The organism is Streptomyces sp. NPDC050145, assembly GCF_044460245.1.
Lineage (GTDB): Bacteria > Actinomycetota > Actinomycetes > Streptomycetales > Streptomycetaceae > Streptomyces.
Window position 1 is genome coordinate 101,012 of sequence record NZ_JBITJS010000020.1, and the last position, 25,445, is coordinate 126,456.

Genomic DNA, 25,445 nt, shown 5'->3' on the forward strand with positions numbered 1-25,445 from the left:
CGTTAAAGGGTGAGAGGACCCCACATGGCTGCCGCAACACCTGCGACCACAGGCAACGGCCCCCACCGAGCCGTACTCCTGACCGTGACCTGCCTGGGCCAGTTCATGGTCCTGCTCGACAACACGATCGTCGGAGCCGCGCTGCCCGACATGCAGCACCGCCTGGACACCCGACTGACCGGCCTGCAATGGATCGTCGACGCCTACGTCCTGCTCGTCGCCATGCTGCTGCTCTCCGGCGGCGTCTTCGCCGACCGGTTCGGCCGCAAACGCGTCTACCTCGCCGGCGTCGTGGTCTTCACCGCCGCGTCCCTGCTCTGCGCCCTCGCCCCCACGCTCGGCTGGCTCATCGCCGGACGCGTCCTCCAGGGCATCGGAGCCGCCGCCCTCAGCCCCGCCTCGCTCTCCCTGCTCGCCGCCGCCCACCCCGTACCGCAGGAACGCATGAAGGCGATCGGCCTGTGGGCCGGACTCAGCGGCATCGGCCTCGCCGCGGGCCCCGTCGCCGGCGGCGTCCTCACCGAGGCCTTCGGCTGGCCCGCCATCTTCCTGGTCAACCTCCCCATCGGCGCGATCCTGCTCCTGATGGGCCTGCGCACCCTCCAAGAGAGCCGCAACCCGCACGCCCCCGCCATCGACGTCCCCGGAACCGTGCTCTCCGTCCTCGGCGTCGGCGTCCTCACCTACGCCCTCATCGAAGGCGGCGCCCGCGGCTGGACCTCACCACTCATCCTCAGCAGCTTCGCCGCCGCCGCAGTCCTCCTCGCCGCCTTCATCGCCGTCGAAGCACGCCGCCCCCACCCCATGCTGCCGCTGCGCCTGTTCCGCCAGCGCCTGTTCACCGTCTCCAACACGGCCATGGTCGTGGTCGGCTTCGCGCTCATGGGCTCGTCGTTCTTCTTCTCCCAGTTCTTCGTCCACGTCCAGGGCAGCTCGATCCTGCGCGCCGGCCTCCAGACCCTCCCGGTCTCCCTCGCCATGGTCGTCGTCAGCCCCTACGCCGGCCGACTCGCCGCCCGCTACGGCTTCCGCGTCGTCGTCACCGTCGGCATGGCCCTCGCCGGACTCGGACTCCTCGCACTCGGCACGGTCCACGCCGACACCCCCTATGCCAACGTGTGGTGGCGCCTCGCCATCGTCGGCACCGGCTTCGCCCTCACCCTCTCCCCGCTGACCGGAGCCGCCGTCCAGGCCGTCAGCCCGCAGGAAGGCGGCCTCGCCTCCGGCATCAGCAGCACCACCCGCCAGATCGGCGCGGTCCTCGGCGTCGCCCTCCTCGGAGCCGTCGTCCGCACCCGCCAGTCCAGCGGCGCCTCCTTCGAAGCCGGCCTCGACAGCGCCTTCCTCGCAGCCGGTGCCGTCACCCTGACCACCGCCGTCTTCACCGGCCTCTGGCTGGCCAAATCCAAGTCCACGCAGGCCGCCCCCGCGACCCCGCAGCACACCGCCACCACCACCGAACCGGAAACCGTCCCCACTCCCTGACGCCAGACGGGGGAAACACCGTGGAGCACACCCGCGTCACCGCACTGGCCGCCCTCACCGTCGCCGCCCCCTCTCGCTCACCGCCTGCAACAGCGACGGATCCGGCACCGGCTCCTCCTCCAGGAAGGGCTCGTCCTCCTCCGGACACTCCTCCTCACACGCCTCCTCGAACGACGATGCCAAGCTGGCGGACGACGCGGCCTTCACGGGCGGCGCCCAGGCGAGCAACGGAAAGACGGACTCCGCCGACCCCGACCAGACTGAGAGCCGCATCGACATCACCATGGTCAACCGCGGTTCGACCACCTGCTCCGCCACCGGCTTCGCCGGCGTCGACATCAAGGACGCCGACCACACCACCAGCCCCTTGCCCGCGGCAAGCCCCAGCCCCGCGTCACCGTCCTGAAGCCCGGCGACGCCGCCGTCTTCAACCTCGCCTACACCATCGACAAGACCGGCAACAGCCTCGCGTCCCCCACCCATATCTTCGTCACACCCCCGAACGAGACCCACACGGTCACCCTGAACTGGCCCGCGAACGCCGGGGACATCAAGGGCACCTGCACCGATGTCGAGGTCTACCTTTGTTCTTGGCCAGTGCTCCGGCCTTCAGGCCGGATGGTGAAGGCCATCTCAAAATAGGTGCGACCCACACTGAAGCATGGGTCTGCACTGTTCAGCTCATCCCGCGGGGCGTTTCTGCCGCTCGATGTACTGCTGCACAACGGTCAGAGGCGCCCCGCCGCAACTTCCGGCGAAATACGAGCCGGACCAGAAGCGTCCGCCCCACAGGTACCGGCGCACGTGTGCGTCGTACTCCTTGCGGAGCAGGCGGGCGGAGACGCCCTTGAGGGAGTTGACCAGTTTGGAGAGCTGGACCTTCGGCGGGTAGTGAACAAGCAGGTGGACGTGGTCCTGTTCGCCGTTGAACTGCTTGAGGTCGGCCTCGAAGTCCGCGCACACCTCCCGCATGATCTCTTCGCAGCGCGTCAGCATCTCGTCCGTGAACGCCTCGCGCCGGTACTTGGTGACGAACACCAAATGCACATGCAGGTTGTAAACGACGTGGCGACCGCTGCGTACATCAGGATTCGGATTCCAGCGTGGTGACATGAACCAACTGTAGTAGCGTGAGGGTCATGAGCGAACTCGGCCTGGTGAAGAGGCAGTTCGGGCACCGCGCCCGACTGGCACTGAGCCCCGCCGAGATCCGCGTCATCGATGACCAGGCGCACGCGGCCCGCACCATGTGGAACTGCCTCCACTCCTGGTGGCAGATGATGCCCAAGGACAAACGCACCCTGGCAGACGCGGACGCTGCGATACGGCAGGCCCGCGAGGATCTCGATCACCTCGCCGTCCTTCCCGCACAGGCCGCGCAGGCCGTCTTGAAGACGTACCACCGGGCGTGGGTGAACTGCTGGGAAAGACGGGCCGGCGAGCCCGGCTACAAGGGCCGCTTCCGCTCGCCGATGTCCGTAGACATTCCGCAGGGCCGGGACCTGAACATCGTCCGGGTCCACCGTCGCTGGGGCATGGTCAGCATCCCCAAGGTCGGCCGGGTCCGCTTCCGCTGGACCAAAGACCTCCCGGTCGGCAAGCGGGCGAACAACGAGAACCGGATCACCGGCGCCCGCCTGGTCAAAGACGCCCTCGGCTGGCACATCGCCTTCCGCGTCCAGACCCTCGAACGCGCCCCCAAGCCCCACCTGGGGGCGGAGGCCGGCATCGACGCAGGGGTGAACATCCCCCTGGCCCTGTCCAACAAGGATCACCAGGACCACGGGCGCCCACCTCGACTTGCGGACGGCACCGCCGACCGGGACAAGTGGCTGACCGAGAAGGAGAAGGCCAAGCTCCTCGAGTTGGAACGGCAGGCCGCGCACCGCAAGACGTTCTGCAAGCGCGGGGAGAAGACCTCCAGGCGGTTGCAGCACACCTACGACCAGATCAAGCAGCTCCGAGCAAAAGCCACGCGACGAGCCCTGGACTGGCAGCACAAGACCACCACCTATCTCGCCCGCACGTACGGCGTGCTGGTGGTCGAACAACTCGACATCCTCGGCATGACCAAGAGCCCCGCCCCCAAGCCCGACTCTGAGCAGCAGGGCGCGTTCCTGCGCAACGGGGCCAGGGCGAAGGCCGGACTCAACCGCTCCATCGTCCAAGAGGCGTGGGGGCGGACCGTGACGATGCTGACGTACAAGACCGCCCGCCACGGCGGCCGGCTCGTCAAGGTCCCCGCCCCGCACACCTCCCAGCGGTGCTCCGCCTGCGGATTCACCACCCCCGGCAGCCGGGAGAGCCAGGAACTGTTCGCCTGCAAGAACCCTGACTGCGGCTGGACGGCGAACGCCGACTGGAACGCGGCCCGGAACATCTTGCACCTGTACCGGATCGGCCACGTCATCGTGGAGGTCCCGGCCGCCGGAAGGCGCGGTCGCAGGGCGGGTAAAACCGTCAAGCCTGTCGCCGCAAGGTAGACGGGAATCCCCTTCCTGAGCTTGCGAAGGGAGGGGAGAGCTTCAACCCACGCACACGACCGAGTAGGAACGGACAAGCCCTCCACGCGCCCCATAGGCCAGGCGTCAGCGCGCGACCTGGAACTCGTTCCCGCCAGCATCCAGGAACTCGCCGGGCTCCCGATCGAGGCGGCTGACCTCCAGCCGCATCCTGTTCCGCACGACCTTCGGCGCGGCAGGCGGCCCCATCACCAATGAGACCGTGCTCGTGGGTGTCCGGCGCAAGCGGACGCCCCACTCGTACGACTCGACCGCCTGCCAGCCGGCCTGCGTCTGCCAGAAGACCGACTGAGCCTCCCGCTCCTCCTCGGTGACATCGAGGCAGATCGCGACCAGACCGGAATCCGCGAGCACACCGGGGTGCCCCGGACGCAGCACACAGAACTCGTTGCCCTCCGGATCGGCCAGCACGTCCCACGGGACATCCCCCTGGCCGATGTCGACCCGTGACGCCCCCAGCGCGAGCAGCCGCTCCACCTCGGCCTTCCAGTCCGGCCCACCGGCCAGGTCGAGGTGGAGCCGGTTCTTGTACGCCGCCTTCGGCTCATCGACCGGCACGAACCGCAGCCGCAGACCATCCGTCCGCCCCTGCGTCGCACCCGTCCAGAAACGCTCCATCCCCACGACATCAACAGCGTCGATCACGATCCCGGTCAGCATCCCGTTCCCCCTCAGCCGTCGAACCCGCCTTCCCCCGATCATGACCGCTGCCGCCCCCGCTGTCCCCAGGTACCTCACATAACACACTCTGACCTGCAACGATTGATGATCAGGTACCCGGCGGCTACCCTGAAGCCATGCCCGCCTTGAATGTGGAATTCAGCGAAGAAGAGCTCGACGAGCTCCGCGAACTGGCACGCGAACAGGGGGTCACCCTCAAAGCCCTGGTACGCGCCTCGACCGCCGACCAGATCGCCCGCCACCGGGCCCTGAAGGAAGGCGCCGAGATCTTCGCCCGCACCTTCCACGACCCGGCCCTCGCCGACGCCATCAGGGCCGCGGGCCTCGACGACGGACCGGCCGGCCGGACCACAGGACGGGCCGCCTGACCCATGCCGCCCGTCCTCCACGTCGACATGCGGTGGCTCCTGCAACAGCAGGAGACCGCCATGCCCGAGCACCCCACCGTCAGCGACTTCTCCGCCCTCATGGCCGCCGTCGCCCGCCACCGCGTCGACCCGCCCCGCGTCGGCACCGACTCCGACGCCTCCTGGCGCGCCGCCGCCCTGCTCCATACCTTCCTGCTCCTCAAGCCGCTGCCCGCGCACAACGTCCGCTTCGCCTGCGCGGTGACGATCGCCTACATGCACGCGAGCGGCGAAGGCATCGACGCCCCCTACGGCGAACTCGTCGACCTGGCCGCCGAGATCCTCACCGGCAAGACCGACGTCTTCACCGCCGCCGACCGCATCCGCACCTGGCGCCTGTAACTCAGGCGAGGCGGGCCAGCACCGCCCGGCAGACACGCTGGAGGTCCTCGTCGTCGGACAGCCCGGCGAAGCGACCGCTGCGGCGGGACAGCGCGAGTTCGGCCTCGATGCGAGGCAGAGCCGGTGCGGCGGCCGGACCCATCCGGTCGAGGCAGTCCAGGACATGGTTCGAGGTCGCGTCATTGACCTCCCATGCCGCGAGCAACGTCCGTAGGACAAGGTCGACTTCGGCGTCGCCCGCGATGTCCCACAGCGCCGCGGCGCCGTGCACCCGCGTCCATTCGTACGAGGCCGCTGTCATCTCCCGCAGTTGCGGCAGTGCGGCGTACGCAGGCGGTCCGATCCGTCCCAGGACGTAGGCCGCCTCGTGTCGGCACGGAGTGTCCAGCAGCGCCTGAAGCCGGGGCACGGCGTGGGCGGGATCGCCCTCGAGGTCCCACACGGCGGCCGTGGCGGCGGCGCGGACCTTCACATCGGCCGCGTCTGCGAGCGGCCGGATCACGGGCAGAGCGGCAGCGGCCTGGGGCCCGAAGGAGGCGAGGGCCTTGAGAGCACTGGCGGCGGTACGCCCCTGACCGTGCTCGACGGCGGTGGTGACGGCGTCTACGAGGACGGGCACGGCGCGGGGATCGCCCAGGTGGGACAGGGCCGATATCAGGGCCCTGACGCTCATGTCGGCCCCCTGATCGGTGAGATCGGCCTCGGCCAGAAGCCGCGACAGTCGCGGCGTCAACTCATCTGCTGCCGAACGGAGTTGACCGGCCACTTGCACGGCACGCCAGGTGTCGATGCCGCTGTCCAGACCCACCAGCAGGGCCGGAAGGGCCCGCACGTCGCCCAGATGTGCCAGCGCCATGACGGCCTCCTGGTAGGCGCGGCGCAGCAGGGACTTGGGCGTGGCCCACACGTCGGGGCCGTGGGCGGTGACGAGGGCTGCGACGTACGCGGCCAGCGCTTCGCGGGCAGGCTCCGCGACGACGGCCAGAGCCCCCAGACTCTCGCCCGCGGCGGCGGAGGTGTAGCAGTCATCGGGCAGCAGACACCCGGCCAGCAGCAGGACGAGCGGGCTGTGATCGCCGCGCCGGGCCGTGATCAGGTCCCGGGCCATACGGATCGCGTCGTGGCGGATGGCGGGATGCGCGCTGGTGAGCTGCGCGGTGAGCAACTCCTTGCGCGCGGCCAGGCGTTCGTCGAGGACCTGGTGGAAGGTGCGCAACAGCGTGGTGGTCGGCGCGTGCAGCCGGTTGTGCCGTTCCATGTCGGCGAACGCCGCGGTGATCTGCGGCGGGACCCCGTCCGCCTCCCCGTCCCTCTCCTCGGCCGCACCATCGGCGGCGCACGCGCACGCTGCCGGGGCCGCACGCCCGGACTCCGCGGCGCCGGCGATCCGGCCCAGCAGCCGTGCCGCCGTGCCGACCGCCGCATCGAGATCAGAGGGGGCACATCGGGCCCGGTGCACGAGCGCGGCGAGACGGATGTCCGGATCGGTCGCACTCGCCTCGGCCAGACCGCCGAGCCACGCGATGACGCCGGCGTGCGCGGCCGGCAGTCGCAGGGCCAGGTCGGCCGCCGTACGGATGACGAGCAGCCGCTCGACGCTTGCGGTCTCGGCGGACAACCGCTCCCGCAGGAGCCGCACCGCCCGGTCGGCATCGTCCATGAACAGACCGATCGCTTCGACACCGGCCCGCCGGATCCGCGGATCAGGGTCCGAGGCGTAGGAGGCGAGGGTGGCGATGTGCTCGCGCAGGAGCGTGATGCCGTCGCGCCCCGCCGTCGACGCCACTTCCTCTCCGTCGGCGTCGATGATCAGCCACTCGTCCTCTCCCTGGTCGCAGGCCTCCCGGCCGATGCTGAGGACCAGCTCCAGGACGGCGCCGCGATCCGGCGTGGCGGGATCCTCGGCCATCTCCAGCAGGAACGGCAGGCTGCGCGTCGTGCAGTCGTACACGTCCCCCTGGTGGTGGGCGGCGCCGGAGAAGTCGCTGAACGCCTTCTCCCGGACCTCGGGATCGGGGGAAACCATCGCCCGCAGCCAGTCGGGCACCTCGACAGCGGGTCCGTACGCGTGGCTCATCGACGCCCAGTCGACGCCGTCCAGATCGTTGATCATGCGCGGCACTATGCCGAACGGCACTGACAACCAGGAGTGGCACCCCTCAGTTGATGATCTCCGCGCGGGCATCCACACGGATGGCCGCCAGCCGGTCCCGCCACATCTGGAGCGCCTCGGGTGTCAGCCGGGTCCAGTCGGTGACCTCGCCGACGACCTGGAGCGGGTCCCGGCTTCGATAGGAGCGGGTGGGGTTACCGGGGAACTTCTTGTCGGTGACGTTCGGGTCGTTCTCGAACTCCCCGGTCGGCTCGACGAGATACACGCGCGGGTCCCCGTCGCCCGCGGCGAGTTCGGCGGCCAGCCCCGCGCCGTCACGCAGGGCAGTGAAGTAGATGTGGTTCATCACGACTTCCGGCCGGTAGTTGGAACGGAAACCAGCGGTGAGCTGGTCCCCGACCCGCAGATCGGCCTTCGTACCGTGGAAGAACGGCCCCTCGTCCAACGCTTCGCTCACCGCCGCAGGGTACCTCCGTCGGACGGCCGAGGACCCGGGGAGGGAAGCAGCACCCTCCAGATCCGTGACGGCGGTCCGAGGCCTGGCGCATCCACGCCATGGCGCGGGCACGCAACGGTGATCACTCGCGTTCCGGACCGGATCCGGCGCAGGGTGGGGGACAGGCGGAGCGTTCCCCCGTCTCCTCCGGAGGGCCCGTCCGGGGGAGACACCCACCGGTTGTCCGCGTAGCAAGGAGTCGTGTCGTGACCGCGGTTGTCACCGCCGCCCCCGTCGCGGGGCCCACCCGCCCCCGCCCCCGTTTCTCCCTCACCCCGACGCCCACGACGTGGGTGGTCGCCGCCGCGGCCGCCGCGGACGGCGAGCTGGACATCGGCGAGCTCGCCGGCCCGTACGTCGCCGCCGACGCGCTGGCCCGGCGGATGCGCGCCGACGGGGAACCCGTGGTGTTCACGTCCGCCATCGACGAGTACCACCCGGGTGTCCTCGCACGGGCCCTGCGCTCCGGCCGCGAGCCCGCGGAAGTCGCGGAGTCCTTCGGCGAGAGCATCGCCGCCGACTGGGCGCACGCGCAGATCACCCTCGACGGCGTGGTGCGCGTCGGCCACGACGTGGGTCATCGGGCCGGGGTGGCGGCCTGGTTCCGGCGGCTGTACGCGGCCGGCCTGCTCACCGCCCGGGAGGGACGGCACCCGTACTGCGCGTCCTGCGAGCGGTGGAGCGTGGGGCGGCTCGTCGTCGGGGAGTGCCCGGGATGCGGCGCGCCGTGCGGGGCCGGCCCCTGCGAGGCCTGTCTGCGCCCCAACGACGCCGAGGAGCTGATCGATCCGCACTGCGCACGGTGCGGCGGCCCCGCTCGTCCCCGCGAGCTGCGCCGCCTGTTCTTCCCCCTGGAGCCCCACCACGAGGTGCTCCGTGCGTCGTGGACGCACGCTCTGCCCGCGACGTCTCCCGGCAGCCGCGGCCCGGCCGTGCCGGTGCAAGGCTTCGCCGGGCAGCGCGTGGACCCGCAGTTCGCGGCGGCACTGGCCCACCTGGTGGCGGCCGAGACCGTTGCCGAGGACGGCCCGTACGAGGCCGTGCACTTCCTGCGCCGCCGCGACACCGCCGTCCACCTGGCCCTCGTCCCGGCGCTGCTGCGCGTCGCCGGCCTCCCGCAGCCCGCGCGGTTCCACATCAACGACCCGTACGTCACGGCCGCGCCGCTGTGGGCGCTGGACGCGCTGACGGCGGTCGGCTCGGACGCCCTGCGACGGCACGTGCTGCTCAGACGGCCCGACGGCGCCCCCGTGGAGCATCGGCAGCGGGAGCTGGCGCAGGGGCGGCGGCACCTCGTCGGGCGGTGGAACGGCTGGCTGGGGAGCGTGTTCGCGGCAGCGCGCGACGAACACGGCGGGCTGGTACCCGATGCGACACCGGGCGGCGTCGGGTGGGCGGAGCTCACGCAGCGGCTGCGGCGGATCGCGCCCGAACTGCGCGCCGCCCTGGGCCCGGAGCATTTCGCGGCCGCGCAGGCGGTGACGCTGCTCGACGAAGTCGTCGTCGAGGCGGTGGAGTTCGGCCGGGCCAACACCTGGGAGGCACCCGCGCTCGCCGCTCACCTCGCGGTGGCCGGCGCCCTGTCGGTATGGTCGTGGCCGGTGATGCCGCACGGCGCGGCCCGGCTGGCGACGGCGCTCGGCGTGCCGGTGCCACGGCCGATCGACGCCGCGGCCCTGTGCCCGCCGCCCCCGGGCACCCGCCTGGAACCTCCGACGGGCCCGCTGTTCGGGCTCTGAACCGCGCTCAGTAGAGCAGCTCGAGGTGGGCGGCGCTCTGATCAGTGATCAGTCGAGCAGTCCGAGGCGGGCGGCCCGCACGCCCGCCTCGAACCGGCTCGACGCCCCCAGCTGCTGCATCAGCTCCGACAGCAGCCGGCTCACCGTCCGCAGCGACACCCCGAGCGCCCGCGCGATCCGCTCGTCCTTCGCACCGCCGGCCAGCATTCGCAGCGCGAGGACCTGCTGCTCGGTGAGGGCATCCGCCCCGTGCGGATCCGGTGCGGCGACCGCACCGGTGTACGGGGTCGCCGTCATCCAGCAGTACTCGAAAAGCGCCGCGTACGAGCGGACCAGGGCCGAACCGCGGGCGACGATCAGACCGTCGCGGGGCCGGTCGAGGTCCAGCGGAAGCAGGGCGAGCCGCGCATCCATGATCATCATGGTGAGCGGGACCGCGGGCGCGGTACGCACCTCGACCCCGATCCGCACCTGGTCGTCGAAGTGCTCGACGAGATAAGGAAGTCCGAGCAGCCGACGGCTGTAGAGGCTCCGCCGCCGGACCCCTCGGTCCAGCGAGATCCGGTCCCGCTCCAAAGACTCGTCCAGATGCTTCTGCTGGAACGCCACCGGGTGCATGGACGACTCGTCGCTCTGACCCGACTCGGCTATCTCCAGCAGGATCTGGTCGATGCCCGGCCGCCCGGTGATCACCTCGATCTCGACCGGTGACCCCCGCCCGCCGGACTCCCCGTCGCGGAGATACCGCTCCGCGAGCTCCCCGAGGGCGGAGTACGCCGACGCCGCCTCCCGCTCCCTCGCCAGCATCGCCTGCCGCTCCCTGGCCAGCAGCCGGCGCAACGCCACCTCCGGCCGCACCAGCACGACAGCGTCCCCGCCCGCGCCGTCGATCAGGCCCAACCGCACCAGCTCCTCCTGATGCGCCTTCGCCTCCGACTCCGCCAACCCGGCCGCCTCGGCCGCCTCCCGGAAACCTTCCGCGCTCCGCCCCCGCCCCCGCAGCTCGCGGTAGAGCGCCATGGTCGTCTCGCCGTCGAGCGCGTCGAACTCCGTGGTCACCGTGCCCCCTCGTCCTCAGTGATCGCGAGCACGACCCTACCCAGTGGGGGTATGGGGAGAGGCGACGGGATGATCAAGCGTGCCGAACACCCCTGCCGGGTACGCGAGTTGAAGGGCGCGAGCGAGGGGGCGGCAGGAGTGACGAAGTCGAGGACGAAGCGGCAGGCCACGGCACGGGGGCGGCGCCTGGAAAGGATTCTGACCCGACGAGGCTCCTGGACCCCGCCCCGGCCACGACTCACCGGGGCGCTCCTGGCGCTGGCCGGAGGCGCCATGGTCACGGCCGCCGGCGTCCTGGCCGCCCTCCTGCACAACGCGCCCCAAGCCTCCATGGTCGGCTACGCCGCGCTCGTCATGGTGTCTCTGATGCTCCTGCTGACCCTCGGCATGCCCTCGGAGAAGCGCATGCTGGGGCTGGCACTGCTCTGGGTGCTGCTGCTCCTCATGGTCCCGAACGGCTTCCGCAGCGCGGTCCTCGACTGGCGCGGGGAGCACGTACGGGCCACCGTCACCGAGGTGAAGCAGGAGGACGAACCACGGACCGGCGGTGTGGACTACCAGTGCAAGGCCGAGACGACACAGGGGCGCGCCCTCTGGCTCCGGGACAGCGATCAGTGCGGCCGTGACACCCGTCCCGGTGACCGCTACGAGATCGTGCGCGACCCCGACGACCTCGTCGGCGCGTCGACATCCACCCAGCCGATCAGCTTCACGGCACTCGTGCCGGGCATCGGCGGGACGCTGCTCCTGATGGCCGCGATCGGGGCCCGGAGCGTGAGCCGGTCGCCGAGCGCTACGGCGGACAGGGCGCCGGCCGCCAGTAGGTAGCCGCAGCCCCTCACGAGGCAGGAGCAAAGAATGAAGGGCCCGGCGCCGACGGGGGATGCGGCACCGAGCCCTTCACTTCAAGGTAACGCCTACCGGCCGGGCAGGCTCGACGAGCGGTGGAGCCTGCCCGGCCCGGGCCTCAGCCGCCGCTCAGGGGCGAGCCTCGTCGAGGTACTGGTCGGCCCAGGCGCTGATGATGTGCGCGGCCCGCTGTGCCTGCCCGCGCGCGGTCAGCAGGTGGTCGGCGCCTTCGAGGGAGATGAAGCTGCGCGGGTGCCGGGCCTCCTGGAAGATCTCCGCGGCGTTGTCGATACCGACGGTGGAGTCCGTGGGGGAGTGCGCGACGAGGAACGGGAGGTTCAGCTCGCCGATCCGGTCACGCAGGTGCGCCTTGCGGACGTCCTCGACGAAGGCGCGCTTGAGGACGAGCGTCCGCCCGCCGACGAACCACCCGTGCGAGCCGTCACTGAGCACGCGGTCCAGGACCGAGTCGTACTGCCGCTCGACGTGACTGGGGTCGACGGGCGCGGCGATCGTCGCCAGAGCGCGCAGACCGGGCACCTCCCCGGCGGCCGCGATGGCAGCGGCGCCACCCCACGAGTGCCCCACCAGCAGATCCACGGGCGTCCCGCGTTCGGCCATGAAGGCCGCGGCACGCACCGTGTCCTGCACCTTGACCGTGAAGGACCCGTCGCCCCAGTCACCGTCGGAGTCGCCGATGCCCAGGTTGTCGAAGCGCAGCATGCCGATGCCTTCGCGGGCCAGCTGCTTGCACACACGTGAGGCGGCCGGCGAGTCCTTGCCGAGAGTGAACCCGTGCGCGAAGAGCCCCCACCCCCGGACCTCGCCCTCCGGCAGATCGATCACCCCGGCCAGCTCGGGGCCGACGACACTGGGGAATCTCACTTTTTCTCTCATACGTGGTGCTCACCTAGGCAGAAACTGATCAGGGGACGGGCCAGGAGCGGACGCCGGACGGCGCCGTCGCGAGCCGACGAGCAGCATCCCACGCACCGACGGCCGATTTCGACAGGTCGACAGGCATCGGCTGCTCACGTAAGGCGCTGTGACCTGGCCTTTTGTGTCCGGGGTCGACGGGGGCGGCAGGAGGGGGCTCCGTTTGGGCGCATACTGAGCCATGACTAAACCCTCGGTACCCAAGCGTCACCTGCCCACCAGCCCCTTCAAGGCCCCGGTCGCACCGGCCCTCAAGCACTTCGCCGTAGGGGACCAGGTCACCCATGACGTGTACGGGCTCGGCCGGGTGGTGGCCATGGAAGAGGGTGTCGCGGCGCTCGTGGACTTCGGTTCGGAGCAGAGGCGGATCCTGAGCCCGTATTCCAAGATGACAACGCTTTAGGCCCCCTGCGCCCATCCCCTGGCCCGCGCGGCCTGTGACCCCGACGGCGCCCGGTGAGTCGACCGCCGGGGCTCGATCATGGACCGGTTCCGGCGGCGGCTAGAGTCTGGCGTCTGTTCCGAAGGCAGGGACATGACAGGGGAGGGTCATGCAGGCGCAACTGAGAGAGACCGCCGACGAATTGGCCGGCGTTCTGTGGAGGGAGCACACCGTCTACCGCGAGCGCGGTGGCGGTGTGGTGATCCGGGGGGAGCATGTGGGGCGCTGGATCAGCATGGCGCCGACCGGCCGAAGGGATCAGGCGCTGATCCGTGCCGGTCGGATCCTCGACGGCGGCACCACCGCCCCGGCCCGCCTGGAGGCGGTGGCCGACCTCACGGCCGGGACGGCGGAGCTCGCCGGGATCTGCCGCCGGCTGCTGGCCGAGACCGCCATCGACACGGCTCCGGCCGCGGCGCCACGCGGCCGCGGGAACCAGGCGCCGCGTCAGGGACGCAAGCCCAAGCCCGCCCGCAGGCCGAAGGGCCGGCGGATGTCCCTGGCCTCCTGGGTGGTGCTGCTCAGCGTGGGCGGTGTCGTCGCCCTCTGGGCGTACAGCGTCTTCGCGCGCCCCGTCGGGTTCTAGGAGAAGCCACGAGTGCCGGCGGCCCGGCACTGTCCGCGTGTCTTGCCGCCGGAGCACTCCCGGATCTCCGGCGGCGGGCCCGCGCAGGGCCGCGCAGGGTGTTCCACAGGACGCGCCGGCGCGCGTGACGAGGTGATGAGTCGGGCGTGAGCACGTGTTGGCAGCGTGAGGGCGAACGTCTCGTAGCTTCGTGGAAAGGCAGAAGATGAGCGTGGTCCAGGAGTCGGCCGGGGTCGGGAGCGCGGTCGCGTCCCTCGAGTTCGGACGGACGGTGGCACGGGAACTGGTGCACCGCAGGGCGTTGTCCGAGGTGTTCCTCACGGACAGCAGGAAGATCGACGACACGAGCTTCGTCGCGGCAGCCCAACTTCCGCCGTCCCATGTCTATTTCACCGACCACACCACCGCGCAGGCCGTCGATCCGCTTCTGCTGCTCGAATGCTGTCGGCAGGCCGAGACGCACGCCGTGCACGCGCACTTCGGTGCCCCGCTGGGCACGAAGTTCGTTCTGGAGGCCTGGGCCATGGAGCTGCCCGGGCTGCTCGGTCTCGAACTCCCGCCGGGCCCTGCCGAGTTGGTCATCGAGGCGCACATGCAGGACGTGCAGTGGACCGGCGACCGGCTGCGCGGGGCCGGGTACCGGATGCGCCTTTCGCTCGCCGGTACGGAGCTGGGCACAGTGACGATGCGGGTCAAGTATGTCGCCGATCCTGTGTACGCCATGCTGCGTGGACGCAAGGGTGAGGGGCCGTTGCCTTCCTCGGACGACCACCGGGAGGTGGCAGGCCCCCGCCTCGCGGCGCCGGTCCGGGTCGGACGCGAGCAGGTGGAGAACGTCGTCCTGGACGGGCCCGCCGTCACCGAGGACGGCATGCGGGCCCGGCTGCGCGTGGCCGGGGGGCACCCCAGTCTGTTCGACCACGCACAGGACCACGTGCCGGGCATGGTGCTGATGGAGGCGGGGCGCCAGGCCGCTCTGCTGACCGCCGCGGAGCACGGCGGGGCGCCCGCGGCCGAATGGATCGTGCGGGGACTGTCCGCCGCCTTCCGCCTCTACGCGGAACTGGACACGCCGCTGAGCGTGATCGCGCGCCGGGGCGAGGAGCCGGGCCGCGGGGGCGTGCGGGTGCGCGTCGCGTTCGAACAGCAGGGCCGCTCGGTGGCCGACGCGGAATTCACCGCCGTACGACGGCAGAACTGAGCAGCGCGGCGACGCCAGGGCCCGGTTCCCCAAGGAGGGAACCGGGCCCTGGCTCGCACGTGCGTCACGCCGGTCAGGCGTCGTGGCGTGCCGGGTCGAGGTCCCGGTCGCGGACCAGCGTGAAGATGGCGACAGCTCCGGCGAGCGCCACGCACGCCAGGACCACGTACACCACCTTCCAGCCGTGCTCCAGGCCCGCGGCCGCCTGGTGAACCAGTGCCTCGCCGCCCGCCGCGCGCACGGAGTCGAGACGGCCCTGGACCACGTCGTCCGCGAGACCGCGGTGTTCGGTGAGCCGGCCCTGGGCGGAGGTGAGCAGCAGCCCGGCGACGCAGGCGACGCCGATGGTCTCACCGGCCACGCGCAGGGTGTTGAACATGCCGGACGCCATGCCCGCCCGCTCGGGTGCCACCACGCTGACCGCCGCGTTGTCCATCACGCCGAAGGCGAGGCCGATGCCGATACCGGCCAGGAGCAGGGCCCCGTACATGCCCGTGCGGTGACCCACCGGGTCGGTGAGCGTCATCAGGAGCAGCGCGAGCGCCAGCACGGCCGGGCCCACGGCGAGCAGCATGCGTACCGAGACCCGCTTGACCAGCGCGCCGGAGAACAGGGGCAGGAGGAACACCGGGAGCGTGAGCGGGAGCAGCATCGCGCCGGAGGCGGTGGAGCCGGCGCCGCCCACGCCCTGGAAGTACGGCGGCAGATAGACCAGCAGGGCGGCGAACGCGAAGACGATGCTGACGGGCTGCCAGATGATGGCGACGAAGGTGGGGCTGCGCAGCAGGCTCAGGTCGAACATCGGCTCGTCGCTGCGCAGTTCGACGAAGGCGAAGGCCGCGAGGAAGAGCGCCGCGCCCGCGAACGAACCGAGGGTCGCCGGACTCGTCCAGCCCTGCGCGGGGCCCTGGACGAAGCCGAGCGCGAGCAGCATCAGGGCGAGCGTGAAGGTCAGGACGCCGGGCTTGTCGATGCGGCGGGCCTCGGCGCTGCGGGACTCGGGCAGGGTGCGGCCCAGGAGGAGGACGACGGCGCCGAGGACGACGTTGACCAGGAAGACGGCGTGCCAGGAGGCGGCGCCCACCAGCAGTCCTGAGATGAACGGGCCCATGGCCAGGCCGAATCCGATCGCGGCACCGAAGATACCGAAGGCCCGGGCGCGAGCCGCGCCGGTGAAGCAGTGTGCCAGCAGTGTGGATCCGCTGGTGAGCACGGCGGCGGCGCCCATGCCCTGCACGAAGCGGGCCACATCGACCAGCCAGATGGTGGGTGCGGTTCCCGCGACCAGCGAGGCGAGGGCGAAGACGGTCGTGCCGAGTCGGAAGAGCCGGCGGCGGCCGAAGAGGTCGGCGGCGGATCCGGCGGCGAGCATGAGCGCGGTGAACGCCACGTTGTAGGCGTTGAGCACCCACTGTGTGGAGGCGGCCGAGGCGTGCAGTGCCCCCGACATGTCGGCGAGGGCGACACCCGGGCCGGTCACGGAGATCGGCAGCATGACCGCGGCGAGCGCGACCGCTACGAGGACGCGGGTCGGACTCGCCACCGGCCCGGACGCGGCGAGGGGGGTTCGGGTGCCGTCGGCGACGGCGGAGGACTGGGGCATGTCGGTGGTGTCCCTCCAGGGGGGCCGGGGCGATGGTCAGGTGGCGGGCAGCGGCTCGGCCGCGGCATCGAGCAGCGCGCCCAATTCCGTGAAGGACCGCACTTGTTCGTCGATGTAGGAGGAGAAGGGCGCGACGTCGCCGTCGGTGAACACGTCACCGCGCATCAGCACCGTGCGGAGTCCGGCGATCTTGGCTGCGCGCAGGGCCAGCGGGGAGTCGTCGACGAGCATCCACCGTTCGGGCCGGGGCTCGAGCTCCGAGGTCAGCAGGGCCGTGTACGTGTCCGGGTCCGCCTTCGAGGCATGGCCGAGCGGCACGTAGTCCTGCGGCTCGAACAGGTCATCGAGCAGGGAACGGCGTGCGGTGGCGGTGTCCATCGTCGAGAAGACGCGCAGTCGGACACCGCGGGCGCGCTGGTCGGCGCAGAACGCCTCCACGCCCTGTCCCAGTGCCATGCGCGTGCCCCGCACCGTGAGACTGGAGCGCAGCGTCTCGATCTCCTCGCGCAGGTGTCGCTCGATGCCGAGTCCGGCGAACAGCACCCGCAGGCTCTGCTGCTGGGGGAAGGTGCTGATGGCCTTGAACTGCAGGGTCGTGGCCTCGAGCGGCAGCTCGGTGTGGCGGTTGATGCCTTCGTGCAGTGCCTGGAGCAGCAGGCCGGAGGCGTTCATGCTGAGCACGCCGTCGAAGTCCAGCAGAACGGTGTGCGGTGCTTCGTCGGTGGCTGACATACGGAGCTTCCTTCCGCGGGCGGGGCGGGCGGGTGGGAGTGGGTGGGGAGGCGAGGGGGGGGGGGGGGGGGGGGGGGGGGGGGCCGGCCGGGGGGGGGGGCGGCGCCGGCCGGCGGGGGCGCGCGGGCCCCGGCCGGCCGTCGTGTGCCGCTGGACTCAGGCGGCGCGCCAGACGCTGTGGGCCGCGGCCTCGGCGTCGAGCGTGCGCAGCAGGTTCTCGTCGATGCCGTGCAGGGAGTCGACGATGTGCCGGGCGCCCGTCTCCCGCATCAGCTGAGGCTGGAAGCTGTGCTCGAAGGAGCTGGGGTGGCCGATGAACGGGATGTCCAGGGCCCTCGCGACCTCGGCGACCCGCGCCACGTCGTCGATGAACAGCACCTGGTCGAAGTCCAGGCCGAACACCTCGGTGGTGATCTCCCGAAGACCGGGGCGGAAGTCGTTGGTGCAGACGTAGCCTGGCCCGTCGAACAGGTCCTGGTGCTCGCCGAAGTAGGTGTCGAAATGGGACTTGTCGAGGCCGCCGTAGCTGACGGTCCTCAGACCGAGCGCGCGCAGTCGGCGCAGCAGGTCCAGGGCGCCGTCGAGGAGTTCGACCGGGTGCTCGCGGGTGTACTCCTCGCGCTCCTTGAAGTAGACGTCGATGGCCTCCTGCGCCGTCCACGGCACGCGGGCCGCGTTGGCCATGCCCTGGCCGCCGACCAGCTGCGGCTGGGAGAAGATGCTGCGCTCGACGTCAGCGGTGTACTCGCCGCCACGGCTGACGATGAAGTTGTGGATGACCGGGCTGAAGGTGTCGTTGAGGAGGACGCCGTCGATGTTGACGGCGGCCAACTGGAGCTGCTTGAGCTTGTCTGCCATGAGAGTTCCTTGCCGGATTGCGAGTGGAGCGAGTGGAGCGGGTCGAGCGGGTGGAGCGGGGTGGGCCGGCGGTTCAGTGACCGACCGTGGCCATGCCCGCGGGGTCGTACCGCGGGCCTGACACCTCGGTGCGCGGCACCGCCGCGGACACCGCCGCCAACTGCTCCTCCGTGAGGCGGAGATCGGCGGCGGCCGCGTTCTCGCGCAGGTAGGCGATGCGGCGGGTGCCGGGGATCGGCACGATGTCGTCGCCCTGCGCGAGCAGCCACGCCAGGGCGAGCTGCACCGGGGTGCAGCCGACGTCTTCCGCCAGTTCCCGCAGGCGTTCGACCATGCGGACGTTGCGCCGCAGGTGTTCCTGCTGAAAGCGGGGGTGGGAGTGCCGGAAGTCGCTCGGGTCGAGGTCCTCGGGCCGGGTGATCTTCCCGGTGAGGAAGCCCCGGCCGATGGGGGAGTAGGCGACCAAGGTCGTGCCCAGCTCCCGTGCGACGGGCAGAACCGCGTCCTCGACGTCGCGCGTCCACAGCGAGTACTCGGTCTGCAGGGCGGCGATGGGGTGCACGGCGTTCGCCCGGAGCAGCGTCTGCGCCGTCACCTCCGACAGCCCCAGGTGACGTACCTTGCCCGCCGTCACGAGTTCGGCCATGGCCCCGACAGTCTCCTCGATGGGGACATCGGGATCGCGACGGTGCAGGTAGTAGAGGTCGACGTGGTCGACGCCTAGCCGCTGAAGGGAGGCGTCGATGGCCTGCCGGCAGTACGCGGGGCTCGAGTCGACCATCCGGCCGAGCCGGGGATCACGCTCGTCGCGCCGGATGCCGAACTTGGTCGCCAGGAACACCTCGTCGCGGCGGCCCGAGACGGCCCGCCCCACCAGGCGTTCGTTGTGCCCCTTGCCGTACATGTCGGCGGTGTCGAGGAAGGTGACTCCGCCGTCGATCGCGGCCTGAAGGGTGGTGAGGCTCTCGGCCTCGTCGGTGGGCCCGTAGAACTCCGACATGCCCATGCAGCCGAGGCCGATGGCCGACACCAGCGGCCCCTGACTGCCGATCCTGCGCTGCCTCACGCTGCTCCTCGTATCCGTGTGTCGTGATGGTCCGTTCCGGTACGCCACCGATGCTTCCGGTGCGCGCTCCCCTGCCGCTCACGTGGTGCTCACGGCGGCGGTGAGCTCGGCGTGGGAGGTCCGTGAGGAAGAGCGGAGCGGGCGTTGGGACGGTGAGTGCTCCAGCACAGACCGGAGGGATTTCACCGCGATGGCAACGCGCGACAGGACCAGCAGCACCTGCCGGGGAGAGCGATGAGCGGCCCGGGCCGAGCGGCGGTGGTCACGGGCCTCGGCGCCTGGCTGCCGCCGAGGGTCGTCACCAACGACGACCTCGCGGTCCATCTCGACACCTCGGACGAATGGATCCGCACCCGTACCGGAATCCGCCGGCGTCACGTCATCGAACCCGGTGAGGCCACCGGTGACCTCGCCGTGGAGGCGGGGCGCCGGGCGCTGAAGTCGGCCGGAGCCGAGACCGCCGACGTCGTCGTGCTGGCCACCAGCACCCCGGACCAACCGTGCCCGGCCACCGCGCCGGCCGTGGCGGCACGGCTCGGTATGGGGGCGGTCGCGGCGTTCGACGTCGCCGCGGTGTGCACCGGGTTCGTGTACGCACTCGGGGCGGGGGCCGGTCTGCTGGCGTCCGGGTTCGCACGCAGCGCCCTGGTCATCGGTGCGGACACCTTCTCCACGATTCTCGACCCCGGGGACCGCACGACCCGGGCCATCTTCGGCGACGGCGCGGGCGCGGTGTACCTGACCGCCGGTGACGCCGCCGAGCCGGGCGCTCTGCACGGGCTCAGCCTGGGCAGCGACGGCGAGCACAGCCGTCTGATCGAGGTGAGGGCGGGAGGGTCGCGACAGCGCTCCACCGGGCTGAGCGCGGAGGTCGCCGACACCTACTTCACGATGCAGGGCCGCCCGGTCTTCGCACGGGCCGTACGCCACATGGCGGCCTCCGTGCGGACCAGCGCCGCCGAGTCCGGCTGGGACCTCGGGGACGTGGACACGTTCGTCCTGCATCAGGCCAACGCCCGGATCCTGGCGGCCGTCGCCGCCCAACTCGACGTACCCGCCGAGCGGTTCGTGTCCAACATCGACCGGGTCGGCAACACGGTCGCCGCGTCCATCCCGCTCGCCCTGGCCGACGCCTGCCACTCCGGCGCCCTCGTGCCCGGAGCCCGGGTGGTGCTCGGCGGCTTCGGTGGCGGACTCACCTGGGGTTCGGCCGCTCTGGTGTGGCCGGACCTCGAGGTGCCCCAGGTGCGCGCCGCGGCGTGGGCGACGTCATGAACGCAACGAACAGCCCTGGCGGCGCCCGAGACCAGCTACGTCACCGGGGGCGGTCCTCCCGGTCAGCGGCGGCCTCGGTATGGGGCACTGAGGCGATGCGGTCGCCTGCAGGTCCTGCCCGCTGGACGCGTGCACTGCGTACGGTGCGGGCTCCAACACCGGGCGGACCTGCGGCCGTGCGGATCTGTCGCGGAGGCGACCGAGGCGATCGTCACGGAGCTGCGGGCGCTGCCGCCGGTGCCCACGGTCTTCTACGGACACAGCATGGGCGGCCTGCTGGCCGTCGCGGTCGCCGACCACGGCGCCGCACGGTGCGACGGACTGGTGGTCAGCTGTTCGGTCCCCGGCGCCGACGCGCTGCGCGTCTTCGGGCCGCCGGGCTCGGAAGAGGAAGAGGGGCTCACACAGATCCTTTCCCGGCACGGGCTTGCGCCGGATGCCCTGGGGAACACGGATCTCGCCCCGCCCCGGCGCACGCTGGCACACGACCTGGCGTTCACGTCCCGGCTCCTGGCGGCGGTGAGCGGGACGCGTCTGACCGTTCCGCTCACCGCGCTCGCGGGCCGCGACGACCCGCTCGTCCCGGCCGAGGTCCTGCCCTGGTGGAACCGGTTCACGACGGCTCGTTGCACGGCGAAGCTCGCGGACGGCGGCCACTTCTTCCCGTTCACGCCGGATGTACTGCTCGCAGAACTGCGGGCGTCCCTGGCCTCGGCATGCCGTGCTACACGCTCACGGGCACGGGCCGTCCGAGCAGGCGCAGTTCCAGCTCCGGAGTGAGACGTTCCGCCCCGCTGAGGATGCAGCGCTGGAGGTCGCGCAGCTGCGGAGACGGCTCGAGGCCGGTGTGGTACACGATGGCGGTGCGCGCGTCCTGATAGGCGGCGAGCGAGTCGCCCCGCCGCCCCGACAGGTGCAGGGCCAGGATCAGGTACTGGTGCAGCAGTTCGTCGTGGGGGTGCAGTGTGGCCAACGCCCGCAGCTCTCCCACGACTTCGGACGTGCGGCCGAGCCTGATGTCGAGAGCGACGCGACGGCCGAACGCGGCCCTGCGATCCTCGGTCAGACGGTGCGCGTGAGCCCGCAGCACAGGGCCGGTCGGCAGATCCGCCAGTGGCACGTCACGCCACAGACGCAGAGCGCTGTTCAGCAGAGCGGAGGCGAGCGGGAAGTCGCCGTCGGCCGTGGCCCGGTCGGCGTCGGTGACGAGCCGCCGGTGACAGGTCATGTCGAACTGATCGCCGCACACGTCGAGGCGGTAGCCCGTCGCCTCGGTGACCAGGACGTCCTTGGGGGCCCTGCCCGACGAGGGGCCGTTCCGGCAGCCCGCGATGGCCTTGCGGATCTGCATGACGGAGTTCTGGATGCCGGTCGTCGCGCTCGCGGGAGCGTCCGCGTCCCACAACTCCCTTTCGATGGTGGCCCGTTGGACGACTCTGCCGTGGTTGAGGATGAGCAGGGCGAACAGCTTTCTGGCCTTCAGTGCGGTGGGGGCGACCGACTCCCCGTTCATCGTGACCCGCAGGGGGCCCAGCACCTTGGCGATCATCTGACCTCTCCCGTCCCGATCGAGCACTGACACCGGCAAACTTGTATGTCAGTTCAATAATAGACCGTGAGGCATAGATGTATCACGATGGCGGGCGGCCTGCTGGCGAGGATGTGGGTGCCGTATCCTCCTAGAGGCCTGCAATATGGGCGAGTTGCCTCAGGTGTGGGACATGCCACGACGTGGATGTGACGCTTGATCAAGTACAAACATGACCTCGCGTATATTTTTGAGCCATGATCTATGCACCGCGCGGACAAGAGACCGAGCACGACATACCCGAGATCGCGATCGTCGGGATGGGATGCAGGTTCCCCGGGGCGAACGGGGTCGACGCCTTCTGGCAACTGCTCCAGGACAACATCGACGCGGTCACGCCCGTACCCGCGGACCGATTCGACGTCGCCGAGCACTACGCCGTGTCCACCGGCACCCCCGGAGTTCTACCGCCGGGCCCAGGCGCGCGGGTACGCGATCAGCGAGCCGCTGCGTGCCGCCGAGCGGCTCTGGCGCAAGGACGGCGAGGCGGTGGCGCGCATGAAGCCGAACCAGGGTGACGCGGCGAGCCTGGAGGCGGCGCTGCTGACGATGTCGGCCGCGTGGCCGCACACCGGGACCCCCGCCTACCTGCCGGTGTCCATCGACAGGATCCGCCTCGCCGACAGGCGGCCGGAGGCGGCGGAGTGCTGGGTGCTGACCCGCTTCACGCCGGATCCGTTCGGGTCCGAGGACGCGGTGTGCGATGTACGGCTGACCACGACGGCCGGTGCACCTGCGGCGGAGTTCCAGGGGATACGGCTGCGACGCGTGGCCGGTGACCACGAGGTGGTGACCCCCCGGACGGACCCGGCGTCCGAGCTCCCGCCCGCGCAAGGTCCCGCAGCGCCTCGGGCCGAACTCGATGTCCTGAAGCACATGGCCACGGTCCTCGACATCTCGGCGTCACGCCTGGACCGCCGCCGACCGCTGCGCGGCCTTGGACTCGACTCGCTGCTCGCGACGGAGCTGCGGGTCCGCCTGCAGGGCGAGCTCGGCATCGACGTCACGGCGAAGCGGCTGCTCGGCGACGAGCCACTCGGTGAACTGGTGATTTCCCTGATGAGGCAACGAGGATAATGGTGTACTGGAGATCACACATGTACTGTAGTACTTAATTTTCCGCTAAATGATTTTCGACGACATGAGACAGAGGAGAGAACGCCCTTGACCGCCGAGACCAGCCGCCCCATGGGCCGCCGAGAGCGCAGCAAGCAGCGAGTCAGGGACGCCATCTACACCTCTGCCCTGGACCTCTTCACCGAGCAGGGCTACGACCGCACGACGATCGACCAGATCGCCGAGCGGGCGGACATCGCACGCGGCACGTTCTTCAACTACTTCCAGCGCAAGGAGGACCTCATCACCGTGTGGGCCGAGGCCCGCAAGAAGCGGTTGAAGGACTTCATGGGAGAAGCCATGGAGTCGCGCAACGACGATGTGACCGTCCACCTGGAACGCTGCGTGGCGGCACTGGCCGAATTCAACGAGGAGGAGCGGGAGCTGACAGCGACGATGCTCCAGGCCTGGGTCAAGGCAGGCCGCCCGCTCATGGAGGAGGAGCACGCGGGCGAACTGTTCGCCGCCATCGTCGAGGAGGGCCGCAAACGGGGCGAGGTCGCCAACGGCATCGACCCGCTGCGCGTCGGCAACATCCTGCGGGACTCCTACCTCGGCCTGCTCTACCGCTGGTCCCAGTCGCCGGACCAGCGGGCACCGCTCCACCTCGAACTGCGCGAGATCCTGCGGATCATCCTGACCGGCATCCGGGTCTACGAGCCGTCCGCCAGGCGCGGCGAGTGATGAACCGACGCGTCCTGTTCGTCGCCCCCGCCGTGAACGCCGCCCTGCGGCAGGCCCGGTTCGACGACGGCGCTTCGCTCGACGCGTCGGGGCGGGCCGCTGCCGAGGCGGCGGCCGGTGCGTTGCCCGTGCCCGTACGCGCGGTCGTCTCCGACAGCCGGCGCTGCCGGGAGACCGCCGAGGCGCTGGGGCTCGGCCCCGTCACGGCACCCGCCGAACTGGCCCCGCCGGACCGGGGAACCTGGCACGGCAGAACACTCGCCGAAGTGTCGGAGACGGAGCCCGAGGCCGTCGCCCGGTGGCTCGGCGACCCGGAGTTCGCCCCCGGCGGCGGGGAGTCGGTGCTCGACGTGTGCGCCCGCGTGGCCCGATGGCTCGACACCGCCGCACCCGACGCCGCACCCGATGACGGACCCGTGGTCGCCGTCGTCGAACCGGACGTGGTGCGAGCCGCCGTCGTGCACGCCCTGGGCGCGCCCGCGTCCGCGTTCTGGCGTTGTGACGTGGCGCCGTCGACCGTCACCGAGCTGAGCGGGCGCGGCGGCCGCTGGAACGTACAGCTGGGAAAGCCGCTGGGCCCGGCCGGATCGACCGGCCGGGCCCAGCGGGCGGACTGAGCCGGTCAGTTCCCGGAAGGAACCGCCCCGGTGGTCGCGGCCCGAGCGGGCTTCGGCCGGAGCAGGCGCTGCGCCAGCTCCCCGAAGACCAGGCCGAACCCGCTCCACAAGGTGACCTGGACGGCCAGCGCGGAGAGCCGGAACCGCCACAGCAGCGTGGCGGGGAAGTGCTCGGGCACGCCGTCGGCCGCGGGCAGCACGGCGAAGGCGATCCCGATCACGACGGCGAACCCCAGCAGCGCGGCGACGGTGGCGTAGTGGGTACCGATGCGAGGCGCGAGCCGCTTCCCGAGGATCGTCGCTCCGATCGCGAGGAGCAGGCTGAGCACGATCATCAGGAAGAACAGCGTGGTGCGCTGACCGATGGTGTCGGGGTTGCCGACGGCGGGCGGGGTGGCCGGGTACTTCAGGTACGGCACGACGTACACGGCCAGGAGCGCGCTGCCGGACAGCAGCAGCGCGGTGGAACGTGGGCCGAAACGGCCCACGCGACCAAGGGCGAAACAGTAGGCCAGGGCGGCGATCCCGCCGAAGGCGATGCCGTAGACGAGCATTCCGGTGGCGAGACCGGCGGTCGACTGCAGGCTCCGCGAGACGAGTTCGGCCTCCTCTCCGCCGTGCGAGTGTGCGGCGTGGGCCTCCTCGAAGGCGATGGCTCCGTCGACGTTCGGCTCACCGAGCCAGTAGGCGACGACCAGGGCGAGCACGCCGGCGGCCAGGCCGGCGAGCATGCCCCGAACGAGCAGATTGCGTACGGTGGTCGAGTTCATGAGCGCGCGGCTTCCCTACGGGTTCAGTGGCAGGGGAAGCCGAGCAGGTGGCGGGCGTCGTGCACCCACTCATGGACCCCCGCGCCGCTGAACACGGAGGTGGCGCCCTGTTCGGCGCCGACGAAGTACAGCAGGACGAGCATCAGGATGCCGAAGAACGCGGCCCAGGGGGCGATCGTCCTCAGCGGCAGTGTGGCCGGAAGAGCAGGCGTGTCGGCGGTCGGCTGGGCGACGTGCTGCGCCATGGCAGGGCCTCCTTCGGGAGTTCGCGTCCCGTC

29 protein-coding genes and 2 pseudogenes are annotated in these 25,445 nt (G+C 71.1%); 17 read left to right on the forward strand and 14 right to left on the reverse strand.

The annotated features are described in order from the left end of the window. Positions 1-24 precede the first annotated feature (24 nt). Positions 25-1,485 (forward strand): MFS transporter, encoded by a 1,461-nt coding sequence (locus ACIBTU_RS32670; RefSeq protein ID WP_399130286.1) that lies wholly within the window; start codon positions 25-27, stop codon positions 1,483-1,485. Between the two features lie 54 nt (positions 1,486-1,539). Here ACIBTU_RS32670 and ACIBTU_RS32675 read toward each other — a convergent pair whose 3' ends face one another. Then, entirely contained in the window at positions 1,540-1,758 is a 219-nt protein-coding gene (locus ACIBTU_RS32675) for a hypothetical protein (RefSeq protein ID WP_399130287.1), read from the reverse strand. A gap of 10 nt (positions 1,759-1,768) precedes the next feature. On the opposite strand from ACIBTU_RS32675, the pseudogene ACIBTU_RS32680 reads away from it, so the two are divergent. Then, a pseudogene (locus tag ACIBTU_RS32680) lies at positions 1,769-2,127 on the forward strand (DUF4232 domain-containing protein). 39 nt (positions 2,128-2,166) lie between these two features. Here the strand turns inward: ACIBTU_RS32680 and tnpA are convergent. After that, positions 2,167-2,598, reverse strand: coding sequence for an IS200/IS605 family transposase (gene tnpA, locus ACIBTU_RS32685; protein ID WP_399130288.1), 432 nt, complete (start codon positions 2,596-2,598; stop codon positions 2,167-2,169). Between the two features lie 26 nt (positions 2,599-2,624). Here tnpA and ACIBTU_RS32690 point away from each other — a divergent pair, with 26 nt between their 5' ends. Further along, the gene (locus ACIBTU_RS32690; RefSeq protein ID WP_399130289.1) at positions 2,625-3,968 is read left to right on the forward strand and encodes an RNA-guided endonuclease InsQ/TnpB family protein; all 1,344 of its coding nucleotides are present in this window, start codon (positions 2,625-2,627) and stop codon (positions 3,966-3,968) included. 105 nt (positions 3,969-4,073) lie between these two features. Here the strand turns inward: ACIBTU_RS32690 and ACIBTU_RS32695 are convergent, their stop codons facing one another. After that, positions 4,074-4,667 carry a VOC family protein gene (locus tag ACIBTU_RS32695; protein ID WP_399130290.1) on the reverse strand — a complete coding sequence of 198 codons (594 nt, stop codon included), beginning with the start codon at positions 4,665-4,667 and terminating at the stop codon, positions 4,074-4,076. A gap of 137 nt (positions 4,668-4,804) precedes the next feature. Between ACIBTU_RS32695 and ACIBTU_RS32700 the strand changes: the two genes are divergently transcribed. Both ACIBTU_RS32700 and ACIBTU_RS32705 read left to right on the forward strand, forming a co-directional pair. Further along, on the forward strand, positions 4,805-5,056 hold the full coding sequence (locus ACIBTU_RS32700; RefSeq protein ID WP_399130291.1) for a hypothetical protein: 252 nt from the start codon (positions 4,805-4,807) through the stop codon (positions 5,054-5,056). Between the two features lie 3 nt (positions 5,057-5,059). Continuing rightward, entirely contained in the window at positions 5,060-5,437 is a 378-nt protein-coding gene (locus ACIBTU_RS32705) for a toxin Doc (RefSeq protein WP_399130292.1), read from the forward strand. Between the two features lies 1 nt (position 5,438). Here ACIBTU_RS32705 and ACIBTU_RS32710 read toward each other — a convergent pair whose 3' ends face one another. Together ACIBTU_RS32710 and arr are read right to left on the reverse strand one after the other, a co-directional pair. Then, positions 5,439-7,550: a HEAT repeat domain-containing protein gene (locus tag ACIBTU_RS32710; RefSeq protein WP_399130293.1), complete on the reverse strand. Its 2,112-nt coding sequence runs from the start codon at positions 7,548-7,550 to the stop codon at positions 5,439-5,441. Positions 7,551-7,596: 46 nt separating this feature from the next. After that, entirely contained in the window at positions 7,597-8,007 is a 411-nt protein-coding gene (gene arr, locus ACIBTU_RS32715) for an NAD(+)--rifampin ADP-ribosyltransferase (protein ID WP_399130294.1), read from the reverse strand. Positions 8,008-8,252: 245 nt separating this feature from the next. Between arr and ACIBTU_RS32720 the strand changes: the two genes are divergently transcribed. Then, positions 8,253-9,785 carry a class I tRNA ligase family protein gene (locus ACIBTU_RS32720; protein WP_399130295.1) on the forward strand — a complete coding sequence of 511 codons (1,533 nt, stop codon included), beginning with the start codon at positions 8,253-8,255 and terminating at the stop codon, positions 9,783-9,785. A 48-nt stretch (positions 9,786-9,833) separates the two neighbouring features. Here ACIBTU_RS32720 and ACIBTU_RS32725 read toward each other — a convergent pair whose 3' ends face one another. Next, on the reverse strand, positions 9,834-10,844 hold the full coding sequence (locus ACIBTU_RS32725; protein WP_399130296.1) for a LuxR C-terminal-related transcriptional regulator: 1,011 nt from the start codon (positions 10,842-10,844) through the stop codon (positions 9,834-9,836). Between the two features lie 69 nt (positions 10,845-10,913). On the opposite strand from ACIBTU_RS32725, the gene ACIBTU_RS32730 reads away from it, so the two are divergent. Continuing rightward, positions 10,914-11,672, forward strand: a complete 759-nt coding sequence (locus tag ACIBTU_RS32730; protein ID WP_399130297.1) for a hypothetical protein — start codon at positions 10,914-10,916, stop codon at positions 11,670-11,672. Positions 11,673-11,822: 150 nt separating this feature from the next. Here the strand turns inward: ACIBTU_RS32730 and ACIBTU_RS32735 are convergent, their stop codons facing one another. Then, the gene (locus ACIBTU_RS32735; RefSeq protein ID WP_399130298.1) at positions 11,823-12,578 is read right to left on the reverse strand and encodes an alpha/beta hydrolase family protein; all 756 of its coding nucleotides are present in this window, start codon (positions 12,576-12,578) and stop codon (positions 11,823-11,825) included. Between the two features lie 232 nt (positions 12,579-12,810). Between ACIBTU_RS32735 and ACIBTU_RS32740 the strand changes: the two genes are divergently transcribed. The 3 genes from ACIBTU_RS32740 to ACIBTU_RS32750 all read left to right on the forward strand — a co-directional run bounded on the left by ACIBTU_RS32740 (position 12,811) and on the right by ACIBTU_RS32750 (position 14,858). Then, on the forward strand, positions 12,811-13,032 hold the full coding sequence (locus ACIBTU_RS32740; RefSeq protein ID WP_223206499.1) for a hypothetical protein: 222 nt from the start codon (positions 12,811-12,813) through the stop codon (positions 13,030-13,032). Positions 13,033-13,180: 148 nt separating this feature from the next. Next, the gene (locus tag ACIBTU_RS32745; RefSeq protein ID WP_399130299.1) at positions 13,181-13,657 is read left to right on the forward strand and encodes a hypothetical protein; all 477 of its coding nucleotides are present in this window, start codon (positions 13,181-13,183) and stop codon (positions 13,655-13,657) included. 190 nt (positions 13,658-13,847) lie between these two features. Beyond that, the gene (locus tag ACIBTU_RS32750) at positions 13,848-14,858 is read left to right on the forward strand and encodes a ScbA/BarX family gamma-butyrolactone biosynthesis protein (RefSeq protein ID WP_399130300.1); all 1,011 of its coding nucleotides are present in this window, start codon (positions 13,848-13,850) and stop codon (positions 14,856-14,858) included. 73 nt (positions 14,859-14,931) lie between these two features. On the opposite strand, the gene ACIBTU_RS32755 is transcribed toward ACIBTU_RS32750, so the two are convergent. The 4 genes from ACIBTU_RS32755 to ACIBTU_RS32770 form a co-directional block, all read right to left on the reverse strand. Continuing rightward, positions 14,932-16,461 carry an MFS transporter gene (locus ACIBTU_RS32755; protein WP_399130301.1) on the reverse strand — a complete coding sequence of 510 codons (1,530 nt, stop codon included), beginning with the start codon at positions 16,459-16,461 and terminating at the stop codon, positions 14,932-14,934. A 36-nt stretch (positions 16,462-16,497) separates the two neighbouring features. Further along, positions 16,498-17,193 carry an HAD family hydrolase gene (locus ACIBTU_RS32760; RefSeq protein ID WP_399130302.1) on the reverse strand — a complete coding sequence of 232 codons (696 nt, stop codon included), beginning with the start codon at positions 17,191-17,193 and terminating at the stop codon, positions 16,498-16,500. Between the two features lie 156 nt (positions 17,194-17,349). After that, positions 17,350-18,051 carry an HAD family phosphatase gene (locus tag ACIBTU_RS32765; protein WP_399130303.1) on the reverse strand — a complete coding sequence of 234 codons (702 nt, stop codon included), beginning with the start codon at positions 18,049-18,051 and terminating at the stop codon, positions 17,350-17,352. Positions 18,052-18,124: 73 nt separating this feature from the next. Then, positions 18,125-19,117: an aldo/keto reductase gene (locus ACIBTU_RS32770; protein ID WP_399130304.1), complete on the reverse strand. Its 993-nt coding sequence runs from the start codon at positions 19,115-19,117 to the stop codon at positions 18,125-18,127. Between the two features lie 234 nt (positions 19,118-19,351). On the opposite strand from ACIBTU_RS32770, the gene ACIBTU_RS32775 reads away from it, so the two are divergent. Both ACIBTU_RS32775 and ACIBTU_RS32780 read left to right on the forward strand, forming a co-directional pair. Continuing rightward, complete coding sequence (locus tag ACIBTU_RS32775; protein WP_399130305.1) at positions 19,352-20,392, forward strand: beta-ketoacyl-ACP synthase 3; 1,041 nt, start codon at positions 19,352-19,354, stop codon at positions 20,390-20,392. Between the two features lie 129 nt (positions 20,393-20,521). Beyond that, a complete protein-coding gene (locus ACIBTU_RS32780) occupies positions 20,522-21,172 on the forward strand; it encodes a thioesterase II family protein (RefSeq protein ID WP_399130306.1) in 651 nt (216 codons plus the stop codon). Here ACIBTU_RS32780 and ACIBTU_RS32785 read toward each other — a convergent pair. Beyond that, positions 21,117-21,941 (reverse strand): BTAD domain-containing putative transcriptional regulator, encoded by an 825-nt coding sequence (locus ACIBTU_RS32785; RefSeq protein WP_399130307.1) that lies wholly within the window; start codon positions 21,939-21,941, stop codon positions 21,117-21,119. The two genes, ACIBTU_RS32780 and ACIBTU_RS32785, sit on opposite strands and share 56 nt — an antisense overlap. Positions 21,942-22,177: 236 nt before the next feature. Here ACIBTU_RS32785 and ACIBTU_RS32790 point away from each other — a divergent pair, with 236 nt between their 5' ends. From ACIBTU_RS32790 to ACIBTU_RS32810, 5 genes and pseudogenes are all read left to right on the forward strand, one after another. After that, a complete protein-coding gene (locus tag ACIBTU_RS32790) occupies positions 22,178-22,498 on the forward strand; it encodes a beta-ketoacyl synthase N-terminal-like domain-containing protein (protein ID WP_399130308.1) in 321 nt (106 codons plus the stop codon). Then, a pseudogene (locus tag ACIBTU_RS32795) lies at positions 22,380-22,748 on the forward strand (polyketide synthase dehydratase domain-containing protein); the annotation flags it as partial. The gene ACIBTU_RS32790 and the pseudogene ACIBTU_RS32795, both read left to right, overlap by 119 nt. Before the next feature lie 108 nt (positions 22,749-22,856). Continuing rightward, entirely contained in the window at positions 22,857-23,057 is a 201-nt protein-coding gene (locus tag ACIBTU_RS32800; RefSeq protein WP_399130350.1) for an acyl carrier protein, read from the forward strand. Between the two features lie 87 nt (positions 23,058-23,144). Then, a complete protein-coding gene (locus ACIBTU_RS32805; protein ID WP_399130309.1) occupies positions 23,145-23,780 on the forward strand; it encodes a TetR/AcrR family transcriptional regulator in 636 nt (211 codons plus the stop codon). After that, complete coding sequence (locus ACIBTU_RS32810) at positions 23,780-24,397, forward strand: histidine phosphatase family protein (protein ID WP_399130310.1); 618 nt, start codon at positions 23,780-23,782, stop codon at positions 24,395-24,397. The genes ACIBTU_RS32805 and ACIBTU_RS32810 overlap by 1 nt, the downstream gene beginning before the upstream one ends. Positions 24,398-24,402: 5 nt before the next feature. Here ACIBTU_RS32810 and ACIBTU_RS32815 read toward each other — a convergent pair whose 3' ends face one another. Further along, positions 24,403-25,167, reverse strand: a complete 765-nt coding sequence (locus ACIBTU_RS32815; protein ID WP_399130311.1) for a CbtA family protein — start codon at positions 25,165-25,167, stop codon at positions 24,403-24,405. 23 nt (positions 25,168-25,190) lie between these two features. Next, positions 25,191-25,412 (reverse strand): CbtB-domain containing protein, encoded by a 222-nt coding sequence (locus ACIBTU_RS32820; RefSeq protein ID WP_384625797.1) that lies wholly within the window; start codon positions 25,410-25,412, stop codon positions 25,191-25,193. Between the last annotated feature and the right edge of the window lie 33 nt (positions 25,413-25,445).